This window comes from Cryobacterium sp. M23 (assembly GCF_002929655.1).
GTDB lineage: Bacteria > Actinomycetota > Actinomycetes > Actinomycetales > Microbacteriaceae > Cryobacterium > Cryobacterium sandaracinum.
This window is the reverse complement of the sequence record NZ_PJJV01000081.1, coordinates 32,347-52,560: the sequence shown is the minus strand read 5'-3', so window position 1 is coordinate 52,560 and position 20,214 is coordinate 32,347. Positions and strand designations below refer to the sequence as shown.

Here is a 20,214-nt window from a genome sequence, read left to right as displayed (position 1 = left end):
GCCCACCAGTCTAGCGCTCTGGGGGCGGGCCGAGCGGACTAGGTCAGACCTTCAGATAGCGCGTGATGGCGAATTGCGCGGAGAAGGCCGCCAGCACCGCGCCGACCACCAACAGGATCGGAACCACCACGAGGGCGTCTTGCATGCCGACGAGGGAGAAGTTGGTCAGACGTGCGCCCAGATAGCCCTGCACGAACCAGTACACGAGACCGAGAACGGCACCTCCCGCCAGCAGCGATCCCAGCAGAGCCGCGAACACACCCTCCAGGATGAAGGGCGTTTGAATGAACCGGTTGGATGCCCCGACCAGCCTCATGATGCCCAGCTCGCGCCGCCTGGAGAACGCGGAGAGACGGATGGTGGTGGCGATCAGCAGGGCCGCCGCCACAAGCATCAGCGCGGCGATGCCGATCGCGGTGTAACTGGCAACGTTCAGCACGGAGAAGATCTGGTCCAGGTACTTTCGTTGGTCCGCGACGTTCTCCACCCCGGCGACGCCGGACAGAGCCTCTACGAGCACATCCGATTGCGAGGGATCGCCGAGGTTGACCCAGAAGGTTTCGTTCAGCTGGTCAGCGGTGACGTAGTCGACCACCGGGTTGTCGGCGAACTGCTTCTTGAAGTTCTCGAAGGCCTGGTCGTGAGTCTCGAAGTAGTACTTGTCGATGAACGGTAACAGGGTAGGGGACTCGAGCTGCGCCTTGACCGTGTCGATCTGTTCGGGCGTGGCCTCCCCGGCCGTGCACGTCTCACCCGACGAAATGGCGGTGCACATGTAGATGCCCACCTGGGCGCGGTCGTACCAGAAGTTCTTCATCTGGCCGATCTGCATCTGCATCAGGATCGCGGCGCCGACGAAGGTCAGCGAGATGAAGGTCACGAGCACCACGGAAACGACCATGGAGGCGTTGCGGCGCAGGCCGTTGGCTGCTTCGGAGAGCACGAGTCCGAGTCTCATCGGGTGGGCCCTACATTCTGTTCGCCGGTCTGGTCCGGTTTTTCGCCCGGCGCGCGCAGCCCGAGCTTCTCGGCCAGGGTCAACTGCTCCGGCACGTCGTGCTGGGTGATCGGAAGAACCGGCCGGGTCATGGCCCGGCTCAGGTCGGTCATCGAAGCGTCGGCGGCGGAATCCGCTTCTGCTTCTGCGTCCGTTTCTGCTTCTGCTTCTGCTTCTGCTTCCACTTCTGCGTCCTCGGACGATCCGTCGTCGAGGGGCGCCGGATCGGCCGGACCCTTCGCGGCTGAGAACGGGGCCGCGGCAGGCTCGGCGACCGGCGCCGGCACGGGAACCGGTGGAAAGGTGAGGGGAGGGTGCGACGCAGGCAGAACCTCGTCAGTGGGCACGGCGGCAGGGGCGGCGGCGGTGGCCGGCGCGAAAATGGATGACGGTGCCGCAGCCGCAGGTGCCACACCCGACGAGCCACTGGGAACCTCTCGGGCGGAACGGCGCCCGGTGCCGGCGGTGGTGGTGGGGATGGCCGCGGTGGCGTAGCCACCCTGGCGCTCGTCGCGCACGATGCGTCCGCCGACAAGTTCGATCACGCGGCGCTGCATCTGGTCGACGATGCCGGCCTCGTGGGTGGCCATGATCACGGTCGTGCCGGCGGCGTTGATACGTTCGAGCAGGGCCATGATGCCGGCGCTGGTGGTGGGGTCGAGGTTTCCGGTGGGCTCGTCGGCCAGCAGGATCTGCGGCTTGTTCACGATGGCGCGGGCGATGGCAACACGCTGCTGCTCACCACCTGAGAGTTCGTGGGGCAGGCGCAGCGCCTTTTCGGCCAGTCCAACCATCTCGAGGGTGTCGGGCACGGCTTCCTGGATGAACCCGCGCGACTTGCCGATCACCTGCAGACTGAAGGCCACGTTGTCGAAAACGCTCTTATTCGGCAGCAGGCGGAAGTCCTGGAAGACGACGCCCATGTTGCGGCGGAAATAGGGCACCTTGCGGTTGGAGATCGACCGCAAGTCCTGTCCGAGCACGTGAATGCTGCCGCTGGTGGGCCGGTCTTCCTTCAGCACAAGGCGGAGGCAAGTCGATTTCCCCGAGCCGGAAGCACCGACGAGAAAGACGAACTCTCCGCGCAGCACCTCGACGCTGATGGCGTCCAGTGCCGGTCGGTTCGTTCCCGGATACTTCTTGGTGATGGTGTCAAAACGAATCATGGCCCCTTGAGCCTAAGCAGGCATCCTGATAATTCCTACTCCGACATACCTAACCGGTGACAGACCCGCAGATCGAGGCTCTAACCCTGCGGCGCCTGCTTGCGCCAACGAATGCCGGCGGCGATGAAACCGTCGAGGTCGCCGTCGAACACCTGGCTGGGATTGTTGACCTCGTAGTTGGTGCGCAGGTCCTTGACCATTTGGTACGGCGCGAGCACGTAGCTGCGCATCTGGTCGCCCCAGCTGGCCGTGATCACCCCGGCCAGCTCCTTCTTGGTGGCGGCTTCCTGCTCGCGCTGCAGCAACAGCAGCCGGGACTGCAGCACGCGCATGGCGGCGGCCCGGTTCTGGATCTGGCTCTTCTCGTTCTGGCAGCTCACCACCGTGCCCGTGGGCAGGTGGGTGATGCGCACGGCGGAGTCGGTCGTGTTCACGGACTGGCCGCCGGGGCCGCTGGAGCGGAAGACGTCGACCCGGATGTCGTTCTCGGGCACCTCGATCGACTCGGTCTGCTCGATCAGCGGCACCACCTCCACAGCGGCGAAGGAGGTCTGGCGTTTACCGGCGGAGTTGAACGGGCTCATCCGCACGAGGCGGTGCGTGCCGGCCTCGACGCTCAGCGTGCCGAAAGCGTAGGGCGCATCCACCTGGATGGTCGCGCTCTTGATGCCGGCCTCTTCGGCGTAGCCCACGTCGAGCACCTGCACGGGGTAGTTGTGCTGCTCGGCCCAGCGCAGGTACATGCGCAGCAGCATCTCGGCGAAGTCGGCCGCGTCGACGCCGCCGGCGCCGGAACGGATGGTGATGACCGCCGGACGCACGTCGAATTCGCCGTTGAGCAGCGTGTGCACCTCGAGGTCGCCGAGCACCTTCGTGATGCTCGCGAGTTCCGCGGTGGCCTCGTCAGCCGATTCCTGGTCACCCTCGGCGTTGGCGAGTTCCACCAGCACCTCAAGGTCGTCGAGGCGGGACTCGATGCTCACGATGCGGGCCAGCTCCGACTGGCGATGGCTCAGCTGGCTGGTCACCTTCTGCGCGTGGTCGGAGTCGTCCCACAGATCGGGCGCACCGGCCTGTTCATTCAGGTCGGCGATATCGGTGCGGAGTCGATCGATATCGATCACCGACCGGATGTCGTCGAACGTGGCCCGCAGTGCGGCGATCTGCTCCGAGAATTCCAGCTCAATCATGTCGAACCCCAGCCTACCGGGCCACCCGGTCACGGCATCCGCTCGTGGAGTCCGCTTTCAGCGCCGGATGCGGCTGGTCCCGACCCTGGAAAGGTCCATGCTGACCATTCCGTGTGGCCGCGGTTCGTCCACGGCGGAATGCCCTGCCCGGCGTCAACCAACACCCGCCCGGGGATAACATCGATAAGCCATGAGTAACGCCGACCGCCCCTTCCAGATGCGTTCCGTCGCACTCGCCGCGTTCCTGCCGACCCTCCTGTTCTCGATCGGCGAGGGCGCGATCATCCCGCTGATCCCGATCGTGGCCAACGACCTGGGTGCCACACTCGCGATCGCAGGGTTCATCGCCGCCATGATCATGGTGGGTGAACTGGCCGGGGACATCCCCAGCGGCTGGGTGGTCTCCCTCATCGGGGAGCGCAACGCCATGATCTGGGCATCCTTGCTCACGATCATCGCCGTACTGATCTGCATCGTCGCTCCCAACCCGCTCGTGCTGGGCATCGGCATCTTCCTGATCGGCCTGGCCACCGCCGTGTTCGCCCTGGCCCGCCACGCGTTCATGACCAGCTACGTGCCTCTGGCCTACCGTGCCCGGGCGCTGTCGACCCTCGGCGGCATCTTCCGCGCCGGCTGGTTCATCGGCCCGTTCATCGCCGCCGCCCTGCTCAGCCTCACCGACAGCACCGAGTCGGTGTTCTGGGTGTTCGTGGTCTGTTGCCTCGGCGCGGCCGCGATGCTGCTCCTGCTGCCCGATCCCGAGAGCACCTTCGGTGGCCCGCAACTGGTGAAGGCGCCCGACGGATCTGTCGTGCCGGCCGGGCGGGAGCTCGCGGCCGAGGAATCCCAGGGGCTGTTCCGCACCATCTGGGGCTACCGAGCGGTGCTCCTGCGCCTTGGCACGGGCGCGGGCCTGATCGGGGCGATGCGCGCCTCCCGCACGGTGCTGCTCCCGCTCTGGGCGGTCAGCATCGGCATCAGCGTCCCCGACATCGCCCTGATCATCGGCATCGCCGGCGCGGTCGACTTCGCCCTCTTCTACGTCAGTGGCCAGATCATGGACCGTTTCGGCCGCCTGTGGACCGCCATCCCGTCGATGATCGGCCTGGGTGCCGGGCACCTCATTCTCGCGTTCACACACGACTTGCCCGGCAACGTGGAGTGGTTCGTCGCCGTGGCCATGATCCTGTCGCTCGCCAACGGCATCGGCAGTGGCCTCCTGATGACGCTCGGCGCCGACCTGGCCCCGAAGAACACCAGCCCGGCACCGTTCCTGGGCGCATGGCGCTTCACCGCCGACCTGGGCGGGGCCGTCGCCCCCCTGGCCGTGGCCGGCCTGACCGCGGTCGCCACCATCTCGATCGCCAGCGTCGTGATGGGAGTGTTCGGACTGTTCGGCGCCGTGATTCTGGGCCGCTACATCCCCCGCTACGCGCCTCGCCGGCCGCGCATGCGTCCCTGACGCTGCCTCGGCCCCACCGCGCTGAACCCGGGGAATGGAAGTCCGACCGAGGGCGTTTAATGGTCGTATGCCCCTCATCGGAGAATACGAGCCCGGCACCCAGCGGTGGGTGCGCGACCAGGTCGACCTGTACGAAAGCTCCGGAGGCACGGAAGGCACCACCCTGCGCGGGATGCCCGTCATCGTGCTCACCACCCTCGGGGCCAAGTCGGGCAAGCTGCGCAAGACCCCGCTGATGCGCGTGGAGCACGAGGGTGCCTACGCCGCCATCGCCTCCCTCGGCGGCAGCCCGAAGAACCCCGTCTGGTACGGCAATGTGGTGGCCCACCCTCTCATCGAGCTGCAGGATGGCCCCAGCCGTCAGGACATGCTGGCCCGCGAGGTCACCGGCACCGAACGCGCTGCGTGGTGGGAGCGGGCCGTGGCCGCGTTCCCCGACTACGCCGACTACGAAAAAAAGACCGACCGGGTCATCCCGGTGTTCGTGCTGGAAGCGGTTCCCCCCGCCGCTCCCGCTGCCATCGCTCCCGCCACTACGACTGCCGCCGCGGCTGCTCCCGTCTCCTGACGGTGGCACGCGCGAATACCCGCGGTCCCCGAATCGACCGAATCGTGTTGGCCGGCCTGACCGACTCCGACGGCAGCGACCTCCGCGCCGGTGACAGCCGGGAGGCCGAGCGCTTCAGCGCATGCGACCTGTCCGGCCGGGACCTGACCGGTATCGGCTTCCAGGAGTGCGAGCTGCGCGGAGTCTCCCTCAGCGACACGCAGCTGCGCGGGGCATCCGTCGCCGACTGCGTGGCCGGCGAGCTGCACGCGACCGTCTTCTGCGCGCCCCGCTCGAGCTGGCGGGACGTCAGGGTGGAGCACTCCCGGCTCGGGTCGCTCGAGCTCTACGAGGCCACCCTGCGCTCGGTGCACATCGACGAGTCCAAGCTCGACTTCGTGAACCTGCGCGGGGCGACGCTGACCGATGTGCTGCTCTCCAACTGCATCATCGAGGAGCTCGACCTCGGCGGCGCCACCGTACAGCGCCTCGAGATGCGCGACTGCCGCGTCGGCACCCTCGACGTGACCCGTGCCACCCTCAAGGACGCCGACCTACGCTCGAGCGACTTCAGTGCCATCCACGGGCTTGAGGGGCTGCGCGGCGCCACCATCGATGACGCCCAGCTCAGCCTGCTTGCGCCCGTTTTCGCCGCACACCTCGGCATCATCGTCACCTAGCCGAGTCAGTCCCCTAGCCGTGGGCGCTGCGCAGATAGCCCGTCCCTAACGAATTCGACGGAGATTTTGCCGAAATCAGCCCCAGACCCGCCGAAAACAGGCCTTTGAGACAATATCTCCGTCGAATTTGTCAACGCCGGGCAGCCGGCGACGGATGCCCGCACGCGCCCGGTCGGGGAATCGCGCCCGATCAGGGAATCGCGCCCGCAATGATCTCGAGTTCGGATTTCGCCGTTTCGCGCTGGCTGGCGATGGCCGCGCCGGCCGCCACGCACACCACAAGGATGGCGATCTGCTGCTGCACCAGGAAGGTCTCCCCCAGTACCAGCGCGCCGAACAGCGCCGCGATCACGGGGCCGAAGCTGGTGATGATCGCGTAGAGGCGCGGGGTGATGCGGCGCAAGATGAAGGTGTCCAGCGTGTACGGGAACGCCGACGAGAGCACGCCGATGGCGAGCAGCAGCCCGATCACGCCCCAATTGAGGCTCGGCCAGTCGACCGTGAGCAGCGCGAACGGCACCAGCAAAGCCAGGCTGACGACGCTGGCCACGGAAATGCCCTCAAGCCCGGGGAAGGTCACGGCCACCTTGCGGGTCAGCAGAATGTAGGCCGCCCATGACGCCGCCGCGGTCAGGGCGAAGAGGATGCCGAGCAGATTGAGTGCCCCGTCAGACCAGGTGAGCAGGAACACCCCACCGGCCGCCGCGGTGGCGTAGACGAAGTCGAGCAGGCGGCGCGACGAGGCCAGCGCCAGAGCAAACGGACCGAGGAACTCGATCGTAGCCGCGATGCCGAGCCCGAGCAGGTCGACAGCCTCGTAGAAGGTGAGGTTCATCACCGCGAGCACGACACCGAGCGCCAGCGCCGGCCACAGCCGCCGCCAGCTGAGGCCGGCCAGTTTTGGCCGGTAAAAGGGCAGCACCGTGGCGGCCATCACCAGCTGCCGCACTGCGACGACGACGGGCGAGCCGACGAGCGGAATGGCCAGACCAGCGAGGGACGACCCGAAGTTGATGCTCACCTCTGTCACGACCTGGGCGCCGGCACCGGTCAGGCGGTCGCGCTCGGCCGTCACGGTTCTCCTCCCCTGCGCCGGGGCAGGCGCGTTTCGCTAACGCTAGCGGAACACCGAGCGCGCCACCGCCGTGACCTCCAGCGGCACCCCGGCCGGCAGCAGCACGGCCAGCACCGGCGGACGCCAATAGGCACTCAGTGAAACCGTGGCGCTTTGCCCGTCGACGGATGCCGCACCGCTCACCCTCAGTCCCTCCATCCGGCCATCCGGGGTGGCTGCGAGAAACTCTTCCACGGCCGTCCGCACTCCAGCAGACGACAGGGAGGGTCGCAGCTCCGCGCCCGAGCCGTCGACCGTGACGGCCATCGCGCCCAGGTCGAACGCTTCGGCCCCGGCGAGCGCAGCGCCGTCCGCGAGGGTCAGCAGGCGTTTGCGCTCCAGGTACAGAGAGGTCGCGGCCACGACGACGAGGATCAGCAGCAGGGCGAGGAAGCCGTAGAAGATCGTGAGGATGAGCGTCGATCCTTTCTCGCCTCCGGGCCGGATCGGCAGCCGGCGCCGCCACCGCGCCGCCCGCGATCCCGATGGCGTGCCCGCGAGCGCGGCCGCGCAGGCGACCGCTGAGCCTCCGCCGCCGCTCATCCGGCCCGCCAGAAGCGGGACACCGTCTGCGTGGCCTGGGCCTCCAGGGGAACACTGGCCGAGTCGCGCAGTGAGAGGAGGTCCGGCAGCAGCGGCAAGGCCACCCGGATGCGCACGGTGACCGTGACCGTGCTCTGCCGGGTCAGGCATCCGTTCACACCGGCCTCGCAGGCCACGTTTACCTCGGCACCCGCAGGGTCGATGCCGTAGTCCGTGAGCCCGAACTGCACGGCCCGCTCGGCGCGGGCGTTCGCCGCGGCCTCATCGGGCGCCTGGACGTAGACGCGTGCGGCCTGGCGGGCTGCTCCCTCCACGGCGAGGGCGCCGCCCTGCAGCGCCGCCATCGCCAGCACCAGGTAGACGAGCGGCGCCAGCAGGATCAGGCCGGCCGTGATGAACTCCAGCGAGGCCGAACCCTGCTCTCCGTTCGCCGACCACACACGCCAACGGCTGACTCGGCCCCCACTACCGCAGGGTCTCGACCGTCGCATGTCCGACCACCTCCAGCCCGCGATCGACGCCGAACAGGGCCAGCAGCGGCAGCGGCGCCACGACGCGCACCTGCACGCTCGGGAACCCGCCATAGTCCCCATAGCTGGCCTCCACATCGGTCGCATACGCGGGCCCGATCGACGTCGTGATCAGCTCGCGGGTGCGTGCCGCACCCTCACCCAGCCCGCTGTCGGCGAGCGCGGCGTACCGGGCTCCCTCGGCGGCGGCGTCAAGCACGGTGTTGCGCACGAGCAAGGTCAGCCCCAGCTGCATGACGCCGAGCGTCAGCGCGGTCAGCAGTGCGCCGACCATCACGAATTCGGCGGCCGCCGACCCCTCCTCACCACCGATCGATCGGGTTCGGTTCCCCCGCGTGCGCGTCACGGCCGGTCACATTCCGCTGACCCGGTCGATCGCCTGTTGGAACACGCCGCTCAACGCCGGACCGGCCAGACCCCAGATGATCATGACCAGCCCGGCCGTCATCAGAGTGATGAGCACCCATCCCGGAACGTCGCCTCGTTCATCGCCCCCGGCATCGCTCCACCGGTCGCGCACACGTCGCTGCAGTGTCTTCATGATTGACTCACTTTCTCTCGTGGGGACAGTGGTTCTCTCGTGCGGCAGTGGTTCAGTGGTTCAGTGGTTCAGTGGTTCAGAATCCGCTCTGCAGGATGAACAGGCCGGGGAAGATCGCGAACAGGATCGTCATGGGCAGAATCAGGAAAACGAGCGGCACGAGCATGGCCACCTCTTTCTTGCCGGCCACCTCGATCAGTTCGCGTTTGGCCTCGTCGCGGGCATCCTGCGCCTGGGCGCGCAGCACCTCCGCGAGCGGGGTTCCCCGGTCGAGCGCACCCGTGACCTGATCGACCAGCCGGGTCACCGCAGGCAGCGCGATCCGGCGTGACAACGCGTGCAGGGCGGTGGCGAGCGGCACCCCGGTGCGCACATCCGCCACCACCCCCGCCAGCTCCCGCGACAATTCGCCCGTGCTCGTGCGCGAGACCCGGGCGAGCGCATCCAGGATGCCCTCCCCCGCCGACAGAGACAGCGTCATGAACTCGAGGACGGTCGGAAACTCGCTCTGCATGCGCGCGAGGCGGGCGGTGGCGGCGCGGCCGAGCATCCAATCGCGGGTCAGCGCGCCGCCCGCCGCGGCGACCACCGGCAGAACGACCTGCACCAGCACCGGCATCGACCGAAACGCCGGCAGGGCAACCACCGCACCTGCCCCGACGAAGAGTCCAGCGAGCGCCCACACCACCTGCTCCGATCGGAACTCGTCGGTGCCGCGGACCGACCCCGACTGCCGGAGCCGTCGGGCGATCGTCTCCGTGCCACCGAGAACGGCGCCGAACGCTCGTTTGAGGGCACCGAACACGGGCGCGAACAGGGTGCCGAGCACCGGCAACGGATGCACCGTCGTGCGCCCCACGAATAGCCGCGCCTCCGCCGACACGTCGAGGATGTACGGCGCCAGCCTTTGCGCGAGACGCGGCCGACTCAGCCGAGGCACCAAGCTGGCGAGCGACCAGAGCCCCACGCCCAACGCGGTGCCGCAGAACAGCGCCCAGGCCTGCGCGGCGCTCATTTGAACCACCGGCGTTCCTCGGGCAGCCGTCCCAGCGCCACCATCAGGCGGTAGGCAACCACGGAGACGCCGAGGCCGCCGACGATCACGACGACACCGGCGGAGGTGTTGTAGGCAACCGCCGCCTCCGGCCGGGAGGCCAGGAGCAGCAGCACGATCCAGGGCGCGGCCACGCCCAACCGCGCCGCGTTGACGATCCAGGACTGGCGCGCCTCGACCTCCGAGCGGATGGCGGCATCCTGCCGGAGCCAGGCCGCGAGGCTGCGCAGCACGACCGTGAGGTCGCTGCCGCCTACCTCCCGGGCCATGCGCAGCGTCTCCAGGATGCGGTCGGCCACCGGGTCGCCCAGGGAGACCTTGAGCCCGTCGACGGCGGAACCGAAGTTGCCGGTCGCCTTGTATTCCCGGGCGAACTCGGCGAAGGCGGGCCGCGTCGACAGCGGGCCGGCCCCTGCCAGGCTGCCGACGCTGTCCGGCAGTGCCAGGCCCGACCGCACCGCTGACACCAGGTGGTCAACGACGTCGGGCCAGACGGCGCGGTTCGCCCGCCGCCGGGCGCGCACCCGCCAGACGACCATCAGCGTCGGCAGCGACAGCCCGGCGAGCGCGGTGACGATCGACAGGGCAGCGATGCCCAGGAGGGCCTGGCTCAGCGCCGACACCGCCAGCCCCAGCACCACCGAGAGGGCGACGAAGGCCGGCAGCGGCAGGCTGCCGAGTCCGGCCTGGGCGAGGTTCGCCCGCAGCCGTCCCGGCGTGCGGGACCGGGCCTTGCCCCTGGTGCGCGGCCAGAGGAACGGCGCGGCGACCAGGAGCAGCCCGGTGCCGAGCAGAGCCCCGAGTGCGAGCGTCATACGGCCCCGGCCCGCAGCACGATGGCCGGGTCGAGTCCGGCCGCGTGGAACTTGGCCAGCTTCGTCGGATACCCCCCGGTCGGCTCGAGGGTGCCCCGCTGGGCCAGGAAGATCGGGCTGGCCTCGATCATCGCCCCTGACAGTTGGCCGCTCGGCGCAAGGATCTCCGTCACCCGGCGCCGTCCGTGCCGGTCGATCTCGCAGTGCACGACGATGTCGATGCAGCCGGCCACGGTCGGCAGCACGAACGAGGAGTCGATGTTGCGGCCCGCCAGAAGCGGCAGCGTGGACAGTTTGCCGAGCGCATCCCGGGCACTGTTGGCATGGATCGAACACATGCCCGGCAGCCCGCTGTTCAGGGCGATGAGCAGGTCGAGACTCTCGGCTTCGCGCACCTCGCCGACGATCAGCCGGTCGGGGCGCATCCGCAGCGACTCCTTGATCAGGCGGCGCAGGGTGATCTCCCCGGTTCCCTCGAGGCTCGGCTGGCGGCACTGCATCGCCACGACGTCGCGCGCGGCCAGGTCGAGTTCGAAAGTCTCCTCCACCGTCACGATGCGCTCGTTCTTGCGCGTGGCCGAGAGCAGGGCGTTGAGCATGGTGGTCTTGCCGGTCTGGGTGGCACCGGAGACGAGGATGTTCTGCCCGGCCAGCACGCACATGCGCAGAAACTCGGACGATTGCTGCGTGAGCGACCCGAGCCCGACCAGCTGGTTCAGGTCGCGGATGCGCCGGGTGAACTTGCGAATATTGACCGCCCAGTGCTGGCGCGTGATATCCGGGATGACCACGTGTAACCGCGACCCGTCGGGCAGAGAGGCATCGACGAACGGGGAGGAGAGGTCGACGCGGCGGCCGGAGGCCTGCAGCATCCGCTCGACCAGGTCGCGCACCTCCCGCGCGGTGAGCACCATGGTGGTCAGCTCGGGCACCCCGTCGCGGGCCACGAACACCCGGCTGGGCGCGTTGATCCAGATTTCCTCGATGCCGGGATCGTCGAGGAACGGTTGCAGCGCCCCGAACCCGGTCAGTGAGGCCACGACCTCGCGCGCCGCCTGGCGCTCGTCGGCGATCAGCGGCAGGGAGTTGCCGAGCGCCCGCTCGGCGTAGCGCTGCACCTCGTCGCGCACGTACTGCTCGGCGAGCCCGGAGTTCGACGCCAGGTCGACGCCGTCGCGACGCACCCGAGTGCGAACCTGCTCGGTGATGATGCGCACGGCTTCGCTCATTCCTGCATGATCGCCCATCACTCGCCGACCACGCCCGACTTATCCACAGCCACGCGCCCGGAGACGTGCCGATCTGGCCGACCCGTGCGGCGATGCGGCAGTGCGGTTGCCCCGGTGCCCGGTCCACAGAGGTGGCCCACGCTCACGGGCGGGGCTCTCCCGCGAAGTACACTGGAAGCGCACTTCGCGGGAGTGGTGAAATTGGCAGACACGCAGGATTTAGGTTCCTGTGCTTTCGAGCGTGGGGGTTCAAGTCCCCTCTCCCGCACATGAGTCACATCTCGGCCCTGGACGGCCAATTGAACGAACTGCTGGAGAGTACCAGCGTCGTGCTGTTCTACCTGCTCGTTTGGGCCCTTGTCTTCGCCGGAACGGCGGTGTTCCTCGGGGTCTTCATCCCGTTCATCACCGGCGACTCCCTGCTTTTCGGCTCCGGCCTGGTGGCTGCATCCACGCCGAGCCTGAGCATCGCCGTTCTGGCCGTCGGAACCGGCATCGCCGCGTTCCTGGGTGACCAGGTCGGTTTCCTGCTCGGGCGCCACTTCGGCCGCTCCTACCTGGACCGCCACGGCGGCCGCCACACCCGCACAGCCATCGCCAAGACGGAGACCTTCTACCGCAAGTACGGCTGGTGGACGGTGGTCATCGCCCGGTTCATGCCTTTGGGCCGCGTCTTCGTGCCCGTGATCGCCGGCGTCGGCCGCATGAACTACTACACGTTCCTGACCAGCAATCTGGTCGGAGCCCTGGCCTGGGGCGTGGGTCTTACCCTGACCGGCTACTACGCGGCCGCCATCCCCGGCGTGAAGAGCACCGCCTATGTCATCGCCGGGGTCTTCATCACCGCCTCAATCGTCTTCGGCATGCGCACCCTGCTGATGGATCGCGCCCAGAACCGGCTGGATGCCCGCAGCGCGCTCCTCGACGACCCGACAGTGGTCCAGGCCCCGTGACCCACTGCGAGCCCACGGCGCACTGTCGGAAAACCGCGTTAGCCTGTATCAGAGCACACAGTGATCCCGCCGCCCGGCCGATCTGACCGACGCCCACAGGAGTTTCTTAGTGATTCATACAGCCCTGCTTCCCACGGCAGTCATCCCCTGGCTCGACCCGGAAGTCCTGATCAACGGGTTCGGGCCCTGGGCCCTCCTGGGCGTCTGCGCGATCGTCTTCGCCGAGACCGGCCTGCTGGTGGGGTTTTTGCTTCCCGGCGACACCCTGCTGGTCATCACCGGCCTGCTGACCTTTGCCGGGGTCATCCAGATCGACATCTGGTGGGTGGCCCTGGCCATCGGATTCTCGGCCTTTTTCGGCGGAGAAGTCGGCTATCTGATCGGGCACAAGTTCGGGCCCAGGGTCTTCGAGCGCAAAGAATCCGGTTTGTTCAGCATCAAGAACGTCGAGCGCACGAACGCGTTCTTCGTTCGCTTCGGCGGCGTGGCCGTCATCGTGGCCCGCTTCGTGCCGATCGTGCGCACCTTCGCCCCGGTCGCGGCCGGCGTCGGCCACATGGACTACCGCAAGTACTCGCTGTACAACCTGATCGGCGCCCTCCTCTGGGGCACCGGCCTCACCTACTTCGGCTTCTTCCTGGGCTACATCCCGCCAGTCGCAGATTTCGTTCAGAACTACATCGACATCATCCTGCTGGCCGCGGTCTTCATCACGCTCATCCCCACCGTCTTCCACTACCTACAGTCCGCGTCCAGAGCCCGCCGGGACGCGCGCACCGGACGGACCATCCAAACCGGAAGCCTCGTCCTCGACGCCGACGCCTTCGAGGACATCCACAAGCACACGCACGACGAGCACAAGCACGACGAGCACAAGCACGACCTCTGAGTTCAACGCAGTCGGGCTCAACACAGTCCGGGCTCAACACAGTCCGGGCTGCTCCCGGCGGGTCACGCTACCGGTGCGGGTTCTCCTCGTGCGCCGCGTGCTCGGCCGGCTCGAGCTGGAACGTCGAGTGGTCCACATCGAAATGGTCGGCCAGACACGCGGAAAGCTCATCGAGAAGTGCGCCGGAGCCACCCGAGCCGAGCACCACAGGTTCGACCACGACGTGGGCGCTGAAGACGTGGGCTCCGGAGGTGATCATCCACACGTGCACATCGTGCACCGCCACCACGCCGTTCGTTTCCAGCAGGTGCCGCCGGATCTCTGCGACATCCGTTGCAGCCGGCACCGATTCGCTCAGCACCCGCACCACGTCGCGCAGCAGCACGAGGGCTCGGGGCGCGATCATGCCGGCGATGACCAGCGACGCGATCGCATCGGCCTGTACAAAGCCCGTCACTAGGATGACCCCGGCCGCGGCGATGACCGCCACCGAGCCCAGGGTGTCCCCGAGCACCTCGAGGTAAGCGCCGCGCATATTGATCGACGACCCGGCCGCCGGGCGCAGCAGGAGCAGGGCCGCAACGTTGGCCAGGAGGCCGATCACGGCCACGACCAGCATGGGAGTCGCCCGCACCTCGCTGCCGCCGGCGTCGACCAGTCGGCCGACGGCGCCGATCACGACGGCGATGGCAACCCCCACCAGGATGAGCCCGTTCAGCAGGGCGCCGAACACCTCGGCCCGTTGGTAACCGAACGTCTGCCGGTCGGTAGCCGGCCGCGCGGCCACCATGGTGGCCGTCAGAGCGATGATCAGACCCGCGAGGTCGGAGAACATGTGGCCGGCATCCGCCAGCAGGGCCAGGGAACCGGTCAGCCAGGCGCCGACGACCTCCACCACGAGCACCGCGGCGACAATCCCGATCGCCACCGACAGACGCGCACGGTTCGTCTGCGAGGTGTGCGCGTGATCATGGCCCATGCCTCCACGCTAGGGCCGCGGGCACCCGGCCGCCAGTTCAGCCGTCAGTTGGGAATGAGTGCCGTTCTCAGCAGTCGAGACGGATGCGCCGGTCAGGCTTCCAGCAGCGTCTCGAGCACCGGAATCAGCTTGCCGAAGGCCCTCGCCCGGTGGCTGTGCTCGTTCTTCACGTTCGGGGTCAGCTCGGCGGCGGAGATCGCATAGCCGTCGGGCAGGAAGATCGGGTCGTAGCCGAAGCCGCCGGCGCCGCTCGGCTCGGTCAGGATCTGCCCGAGCCATTCCCCGGTCACGTGCCACTCCGTGCCGTCGGGCATGGCCAGCGCGGCGACGCAGGTGAAGTGTCCGCCGCGGTGCTCGGCGGCCACATCGCCCAACTGCCAGAGCAGCAGCTGCAGGTTCTGGTCGGAGTCCCGGGCGGGCCCGGCCCAGCGGGCCGAGAAGATGCCGGGCGAACCGCCGAGGACGTTCACGCAGATGCCGGAGTCGTCGGCGATGGCCGGCAGACCGGTGTGCGCGGCGGCGGCGCGCGCCTTGATCAGAGCGTTCTCGGCGAAGGTGACGCCGTCTTCGACCGGCTCGGGGCCGTCGTAGGCCAGCACGTCGAGGTCGGGGAGCCGAGGGGCGAGGATGCGCCGCAGCTCCTCGACCTTGTGCTGATTGTGGGTGGCGAGAACGACCTGCATGGCCCTAGCGCCCCAGCGCCGTCGTCTGGAACTCGGTCAGGGAGATCGTCCCGGCCAGCGCCAGGTCGAGCAGAGAATTGAGTTCGGTGCGGTCGAACGGCGCGGCCTCGGCCGTGCCCTGCACCTCCACGAAGAGGCCGCGGCCGGTTACGACCACGTTCATGTCGGTCTCGGCACGGGAGTCTTCGGTGTAAGCAAGGTCGAGCATGGACTCACCGCCGACGATGCCCACGGAGATGGCCGCGACGCTGTCGATCAGAGGCTGGGCCTTCTGGCTGAGGAACTTCTTCTCCCTGCCCCACTCGAGGGCGTCGGCCAGGGCCACGTAGGCTCCCGTGATGGCCGCGGTGCGGGTACCGCCATCGGCCTGGAGCACGTCGCAGTCCAACACAATGGTGTTCTCGCCGAGCGCTTTCATGTCGACCACGGCGCGCAGGCTGCGTCCGACCAGGCGGCTGATCTCGTGGGTGCGCCCGCCGATGCGGCCCTTGACCGATTCGCGGTCCATCCGAGAGTCGGTGGAGCGCGGCAGCATGGAGTACTCGGCCGTGACCCAGCCCTTGCCCTTGCCGGCCATCCAGCGAGGTACGCCGTTGGTGAACGAGGCCGTGCAGAGCACCTTGGTGCGCCCGAACGAGATCAGGGCCGACCCTTCGGCCTGGTCGCTCCAACCGCGCTCGATCGTGACGGGGCGCAGCTGGTCGTTCGTTCGTCCGTCTACGCGCACGGTGTCGGTCACGGGGTCTCCTTGGGGTTGGGATGCGATGCGGCGAACTCGGCAAGCTCGCTCAAACTGAAGGACCCGGTCTCGACCAGGTCGACACGACCGATTTCCGGCCCGATCAGCCGGTGAGCCAGGTGCAGAAAATCGTCGGCGCTGTCGCCGGTGGCCTCGTACCGGTAGCTGGGTGGCGCCTGCTCGGTGCGTTCCAGGCCCTGGCTCACCAGCAGCCGGTACACGTCGTTGGCCGTCTCAGTGTCGCTGGAGACGAGGGTCACGGTGTCCCCCATCACGTAGGAGATGGCACCGCGCAGGAAGGGGTAGTGCGTGCATCCGAGAACGAGCGTGTCGACTTCCGCGGCCCGCAGCGGGGCGAGATAGCCTTCGGCGACCGACAGTAGTTCGTCGCCCGTGGTGATTCCCGCCTCGACGAATTCGACGAACCGTGGGCAGGCCTGCGTCAGGAGCTGGATGTCGGTGGCCGCGGCGAACGCGTCGTCGTAGGCGCGCGATTTAACTGTGCCCAGTGTTCCGATCACGCCGACCCGGTTGTTGCGGGTGGTGCGCACGGCACGGCGCACGGCCGGTTGGATGACCTCGACCACGGGAACGCTGTAGCGCTCACGGGCATCCCGGAGCATCGCGGCCGAAGCGGTGTTGCAGGCGATGACCAGCATTTTCACATCTTGGGCAATCAGGTCGTCGAGAACGTCAAGGGCGAAACCGCGCACATCCGCGATCCTCTTCGGGCCATACGGAGAATGCGCAGTGTCTCCGATATAGAGGATCGATTCATTGGGCAGTTGATCCTTGATTGCCCGGGCGACAGTCAGGCCGCCCACTCCGGAATCGAAGATTCCAATCGGTGCATCCGTCACGACAGTTGAGCCTAGTCGGAATCCCTGACCCCCACCCGTGTACGCGCGGCACCCGGTCCGGCGCGGCCGGCGATCACCCCCTTGGACAGGGAGATTGACGGCATGTTCCCAGTCTCGCCCCGGTAGCGTCAGCACGTTCCATTCGGGGAATATGGCCGTAACTACACTCGGAATATGGCTCCCGCCAACCGACGGACGCCGCAACAGAATGACGTCACATTCGTTGTTTGAGGAGATGATCACCGTGAATGATCGAGTCGTAATCACCGGGCTGGGCGCCTTGACGCCCCTGGGCAACAATTGGCGCGACACGTGGTCGGGTCTCACCGGCGGCCGCAGCGGCGTAGCCCGGATCACCCAATTCGATCCCGCCGGTCTGCCGACGCAGATCGCCGGCGAGGTGAAGAACTTCATTCCGGCCGAGCGGATGACCGTGAAGCAGGTCAAGCGCGCATCCCGGGCCTCGCAGCTCGCGATCGCCGCAGCCCGCGAGGCGGTGGCTGACGCCGGTTTCGGCGCCTCCATGGAAGGCATCGACACGGCGGTCGTCGTCAACAGCGCCGTGAGCGGCTTCGCGGAGATCCAGGAAGCCACCGAGCTCGTCAACTCCGGCGACTCCCGGCGCATCCCGCCGCGCTTCGTGCCCTCCGCCCTGTTGAACATGGCCGCCTGCGAGATCGCGATCGACCTCGGCGTCCACGGACCGGTCAACGCGAGTGCCCTGGCCTGCGCCAGCGGGGCCTACGCACTCCTCGAGGCACGCACCATGCTCGTGATGGGTGACGCCGACGTCGTCATCGCCGGCGGGGTCGAGGCTGCGATCACGCCCGTCATGTTCGCGGGCCTGAACGCCATGCACGCGGCCTCCAAGAACAACGATTCCCCGGCCGAGGCCTCCCGGCCGTTCGACGCCGACCGCAACGGACTCGTCTTCGGTGAGGGAGCGGTCATCTTCGTGATGGAGCTGCTCTCCCACGCCCGAGCCCGCGGCGCCCAGATCTACGCGGAGGTGCTGGGCGGCGCCCTCACCAGCGACGGCCACAGCATCGTCGCGCCCGAACCCACCGGCAAGTTCGCGAGCCTGGCCATGACCCGCGCCCTCATCAAGTCGAAGTTGAACCCGAGCGACATCGACATGATCTGCGCCCACGGCACGTCCACCCAAGCCAACGACCGGGCCGAGACCTCTGCGATACGCCAGGCACTCGGGCACGCTGCCGACTCCATCGCCGTCACCGCCCCCAAGTCGATGACCGGCCACATGATCGGCGCCGCGGGTGCCCTCTCCGGCCTGCTCTGCGCCCTGTCGGTCCGAACCGGCATCATCCCGCCCACCATCAACTACACGACCCCGGACCCGGATTGCACGCTCGACTACGTGCCGCGGGTCGCCCGGGAGAAGCCGGTGAAGTTCGCCCTGGCGAATGCGTTCGGCTTCGGCGGGCAGAACTGCATCGTCGCCTTCGGGGCGCTGTAGGCCTTCTGCTCCGACAAGAACACGTACCGGGCCGGGCGGATAAGCTTTCCGGGTGACCGAAACCTCAGCATTCCGCACCGACCGGTACGAACTCACCATGGTGGACGCCGCGATCCAAAGTGGAACCGCCGGACGAGAGTGCCAGTTCGAGGCCTTCGCCCGGCGCCTCCCCTCCGGCCGCCGCTACGGCATCGTGGCCGGCACCGGGCGGCTGCTCGATCTCATCCGGGCCTTCCGGTTCACGGATGCCGAACTCACCTGGCTGAGAGACAACCGTGTGGTGCGCGAGCCCACCATCGACTGGCTCGCCGACTACGCCTTCCGCGGCACCATCTGGGGCTACCAGGAAGGCGAGGCATACTTCCCGGGCTCGCCCCTGATCACGGTGGACGGCACCTTCGCCGAATGCGTCATCCTCGAAACCCTGATTCTCAGCGTGCTCAACTACGACAGCTCCGTCGCCAGCGCGGCCGCACGGATGGTCTCGGTCAGCCTGGGCCGCCCCCTCGCCGAAATGGGTTCGCGCCGCACTGGCGAGTACTCCGGGGTCGCCGCCGCCCGGGCCGCCTACATCGCCGGTTTCGCCTCGACCAGCAACCTGGAGGCCGGCCGCAGCTGGGGCGTGCCCACCATGGGCACCGCCGCCCACTCCTTCACTCTCCTGCACGACAGCGAGGAAGACGCCTTCCGTGCCCAGGTCGCGGCCTTCGGACCGGCCACCACCCTGCTCGTGGACACCTTCGACGTCGCCGCGGGCATCGAACTGGCCGTCAGGGTGGCCGGACCGGCGCTCGGGTCGATCCGGATCGACTCCGGCGACCTGCCGACCAGGGTGGCGGAGGCCCGCAGCCAACTGGACTCGCTCGGTGCCGTCAACACGCACATCACCGTCACCAGCGACCTCGACGAGTTCTCCATCGCCGCCCTGTCCGCGTCGCCCGTGGACGCCTTCGGCGTGGGCACATCGGTGGTGACCGGTTCGGGCTCCCCCGCCGCCGGGATGGTCTACAAACTCGTCGCGCACCGCGACGACGCCGGAGACTGGGTGCCCGTCGCCAAGACCTCGCCCGCGAAGAGCTCGGTCGGCGGCCGAAAGCGGGCCGTGCGCCGGCTCGACTCCGCCGGGATCGCGCGCGCCGAGGTCGTCCTGATCGGCGAGGATCCGGCCGGCTCCACTCCGCCCGCAGAGCCTTCGGGCCGGGACCGCGTGCTGCTGGTGCCTCTGATCACCGACGGCGTGATCGACGAAAGCTACCTCGGGGCGGCCGGCACGACCCGCGCCCGCGCGCACCACGCAGCCGTCATGCAGGAATTGCCGATCGAGGCCTTCCGCCTCGGGCGCGGCGACCCCGTCATCCCGACCCTGTACCGGTAGCGCTCAACCGGCAAATCAGGCCTTCATCTTCTCGTAGATGGCCTTGCAGGCCGGGCAGACCGGGAACTTCTCCGGGTCGCGTCCGGGCAGCCACTTCTTGCCGCAGAGGGCGCGCACCGGCTTGCCGGAAATGGCCGATTCGAGAATCTTGTCTTTGGGCACGTAATGCGAGAAACGCTCGTGGTCGCCCGGCTCGATGTGCTCCTGGTTGAGGAGTTGCTCGAGCTCACGGTCGAGCGTCGAGGTGCCGCCGCCGGTGCCGGGGTTTCCGGGTTCTGCGATGCTCGCGCGAAAGTGATCAGTCATGCACTCAGTCTAAACAACCCGCGGGCGCACCGGCAGGCCTGCTGATCCTGCCCGCGAGCCGGAGCCCGGAGGATACCGCGAGCGA

The 20,214-nt window shown here is 68.1% G+C and carries 23 protein-coding genes and 1 tRNA gene; 8 read left to right on the top strand and 16 right to left on the bottom strand.

Features of this window, described 5'->3' with window-relative positions:
- Positions 1 to 43 precede the first annotated feature (43 nt).
- From ftsX to prfB, 3 genes are all read right to left on the bottom strand, one after another.
- A complete protein-coding gene (ftsX, locus tag CXY82_RS14810; protein WP_104171593.1) occupies positions 44 to 958 on the bottom strand; it encodes a permease-like cell division protein FtsX in 915 nt (304 codons plus the stop codon).
- Complete coding sequence (gene ftsE / locus CXY82_RS14805; protein ID WP_104171592.1) at positions 955 to 2,163, bottom strand: cell division ATP-binding protein FtsE; 1,209 nt, start codon at positions 2,161 to 2,163, stop codon at positions 955 to 957. The genes ftsX and ftsE overlap by 4 nt, the downstream gene beginning before the upstream one ends.
- An 80-nt stretch (positions 2,164 to 2,243) precedes the next feature.
- Entirely contained in the window at positions 2,244 to 3,353 is a 1,110-nt protein-coding gene (gene prfB, locus CXY82_RS14800; RefSeq protein WP_104171700.1) for a peptide chain release factor 2, read from the bottom strand.
- Between the two features lie 190 nt (positions 3,354 to 3,543).
- Between prfB and CXY82_RS14795 the strand changes: the two genes are divergently transcribed.
- The 3 genes from CXY82_RS14795 (at position 3,544) to CXY82_RS14785 (ending at position 6,042) form a co-directional block, all read left to right on the top strand.
- Positions 3,544 to 4,815, top strand: a complete 1,272-nt coding sequence (locus tag CXY82_RS14795; protein ID WP_104171591.1) for an MFS transporter — start codon at positions 3,544 to 3,546, stop codon at positions 4,813 to 4,815.
- Between the two features lie 67 nt (positions 4,816 to 4,882).
- A complete protein-coding gene (locus CXY82_RS14790; protein WP_104171590.1) occupies positions 4,883 to 5,383 on the top strand; it encodes a nitroreductase family deazaflavin-dependent oxidoreductase in 501 nt (166 codons plus the stop codon).
- Positions 5,384 to 5,385: 2 nt separating this feature from the next.
- On the top strand, positions 5,386 to 6,042 hold the full coding sequence (locus tag CXY82_RS14785; protein WP_233199367.1) for a pentapeptide repeat-containing protein: 657 nt from the start codon (positions 5,386 to 5,388) through the stop codon (positions 6,040 to 6,042).
- 190 nt (positions 6,043 to 6,232) lie between these two features.
- Here CXY82_RS14785 and CXY82_RS14780 read toward each other — a convergent pair whose 3' ends face one another.
- The 8 genes from CXY82_RS14780 to CXY82_RS14745 all read right to left on the bottom strand — a co-directional run bounded on the left by CXY82_RS14780 (position 6,233) and on the right by CXY82_RS14745 (position 11,868).
- Positions 6,233 to 7,117 (bottom strand): DMT family transporter, encoded by an 885-nt coding sequence (locus tag CXY82_RS14780; RefSeq protein WP_104171589.1) that lies wholly within the window; start codon positions 7,115 to 7,117, stop codon positions 6,233 to 6,235.
- Between the two features lie 42 nt (positions 7,118 to 7,159).
- Positions 7,160 to 7,699, bottom strand: a complete 540-nt coding sequence (locus tag CXY82_RS14775) for a pilus assembly protein TadG-related protein (RefSeq protein ID WP_104171588.1) — start codon at positions 7,697 to 7,699, stop codon at positions 7,160 to 7,162.
- Positions 7,696 to 8,139 carry a hypothetical protein gene (locus CXY82_RS14770; RefSeq protein ID WP_104171587.1) on the bottom strand — a complete coding sequence of 148 codons (444 nt, stop codon included), beginning with the start codon at positions 8,137 to 8,139 and terminating at the stop codon, positions 7,696 to 7,698. Before CXY82_RS14770 ends, CXY82_RS14775 begins: the two co-directional genes overlap by 4 nt.
- Before the next feature lie 25 nt (positions 8,140 to 8,164).
- On the bottom strand, positions 8,165 to 8,575 hold the full coding sequence (locus CXY82_RS14765; protein WP_233193937.1) for a TadE family protein: 411 nt from the start codon (positions 8,573 to 8,575) through the stop codon (positions 8,165 to 8,167).
- Positions 8,576 to 8,581: 6 nt separating this feature from the next.
- The gene (locus CXY82_RS14760) at positions 8,582 to 8,770 is read right to left on the bottom strand and encodes a hypothetical protein (protein WP_104100207.1); all 189 of its coding nucleotides are present in this window, start codon (positions 8,768 to 8,770) and stop codon (positions 8,582 to 8,584) included.
- Between the two features lie 76 nt (positions 8,771 to 8,846).
- Complete coding sequence (locus tag CXY82_RS14755; RefSeq protein ID WP_104171586.1) at positions 8,847 to 9,785, bottom strand: type II secretion system F family protein; 939 nt, start codon at positions 9,783 to 9,785, stop codon at positions 8,847 to 8,849.
- Positions 9,782 to 10,639: a type II secretion system F family protein gene (locus CXY82_RS14750; RefSeq protein ID WP_104171585.1), complete on the bottom strand. Its 858-nt coding sequence runs from the start codon at positions 10,637 to 10,639 to the stop codon at positions 9,782 to 9,784. The genes CXY82_RS14755 and CXY82_RS14750 overlap by 4 nt, the downstream gene beginning before the upstream one ends.
- Positions 10,636 to 11,868 (bottom strand): CpaF family protein, encoded by a 1,233-nt coding sequence (locus tag CXY82_RS14745; RefSeq protein ID WP_104171584.1) that lies wholly within the window; start codon positions 11,866 to 11,868, stop codon positions 10,636 to 10,638. Before CXY82_RS14745 ends, CXY82_RS14750 begins: the two co-directional genes overlap by 4 nt.
- Positions 11,869 to 12,054: 186 nt before the next feature.
- Between CXY82_RS14745 and CXY82_RS14740 the strand changes: the two genes are divergently transcribed.
- The 3 genes from CXY82_RS14740 (at position 12,055) to CXY82_RS14730 (ending at position 13,710) form a co-directional block, all read left to right on the top strand.
- Positions 12,055 to 12,136: transfer RNA gene (locus tag CXY82_RS14740), tRNA-Leu, on the top strand.
- Position 12,137: 1 nt separating this feature from the next.
- On the top strand, positions 12,138 to 12,821 hold the full coding sequence (locus tag CXY82_RS14735) for a DedA family protein (RefSeq protein ID WP_104171583.1): 684 nt from the start codon (positions 12,138 to 12,140) through the stop codon (positions 12,819 to 12,821).
- Positions 12,822 to 12,930: 109 nt separating this feature from the next.
- Positions 12,931 to 13,710 carry a DedA family protein gene (locus CXY82_RS14730; protein ID WP_370443712.1) on the top strand — a complete coding sequence of 260 codons (780 nt, stop codon included), beginning with the start codon at positions 12,931 to 12,933 and terminating at the stop codon, positions 13,708 to 13,710.
- 67 nt (positions 13,711 to 13,777) lie between these two features.
- Here CXY82_RS14730 and CXY82_RS14725 read toward each other — a convergent pair whose 3' ends face one another.
- From CXY82_RS14725 to murI, 4 genes are all read right to left on the bottom strand, one after another.
- Entirely contained in the window at positions 13,778 to 14,689 is a 912-nt protein-coding gene (locus CXY82_RS14725; RefSeq protein WP_104171582.1) for a cation diffusion facilitator family transporter, read from the bottom strand.
- A gap of 92 nt (positions 14,690 to 14,781) precedes the next feature.
- Positions 14,782 to 15,372: an RdgB/HAM1 family non-canonical purine NTP pyrophosphatase gene (gene rdgB, locus CXY82_RS14720; protein ID WP_104100213.1), complete on the bottom strand. Its 591-nt coding sequence runs from the start codon at positions 15,370 to 15,372 to the stop codon at positions 14,782 to 14,784.
- Positions 15,373 to 15,376: 4 nt separating this feature from the next.
- Positions 15,377 to 16,111, bottom strand: a complete 735-nt coding sequence (gene rph, locus CXY82_RS14715; protein ID WP_104171581.1) for a ribonuclease PH — start codon at positions 16,109 to 16,111, stop codon at positions 15,377 to 15,379.
- The gene (gene murI / locus CXY82_RS14710; protein WP_104100215.1) at positions 16,108 to 16,971 is read right to left on the bottom strand and encodes a glutamate racemase; all 864 of its coding nucleotides are present in this window, start codon (positions 16,969 to 16,971) and stop codon (positions 16,108 to 16,110) included. The genes rph and murI overlap by 4 nt, the downstream gene beginning before the upstream one ends.
- A 244-nt stretch (positions 16,972 to 17,215) precedes the next feature.
- On the opposite strand from murI, the gene CXY82_RS14705 reads away from it, so the two are divergent.
- Together CXY82_RS14705 and CXY82_RS14700 are read left to right on the top strand one after the other, a co-directional pair.
- The gene (locus tag CXY82_RS14705) at positions 17,216 to 18,448 is read left to right on the top strand and encodes a beta-ketoacyl synthase (protein ID WP_198411977.1); all 1,233 of its coding nucleotides are present in this window, start codon (positions 17,216 to 17,218) and stop codon (positions 18,446 to 18,448) included.
- A gap of 52 nt (positions 18,449 to 18,500) precedes the next feature.
- A complete protein-coding gene (locus CXY82_RS14700) occupies positions 18,501 to 19,823 on the top strand; it encodes a nicotinate phosphoribosyltransferase (protein WP_104171579.1) in 1,323 nt (440 codons plus the stop codon).
- Between the two features lie 15 nt (positions 19,824 to 19,838).
- Here CXY82_RS14700 and CXY82_RS14695 read toward each other — a convergent pair whose 3' ends face one another.
- Entirely contained in the window at positions 19,839 to 20,129 is a 291-nt protein-coding gene (locus tag CXY82_RS14695; RefSeq protein ID WP_104171578.1) for a DUF3039 domain-containing protein, read from the bottom strand.
- Positions 20,130 to 20,214: the final 85 nt, after the last annotated feature.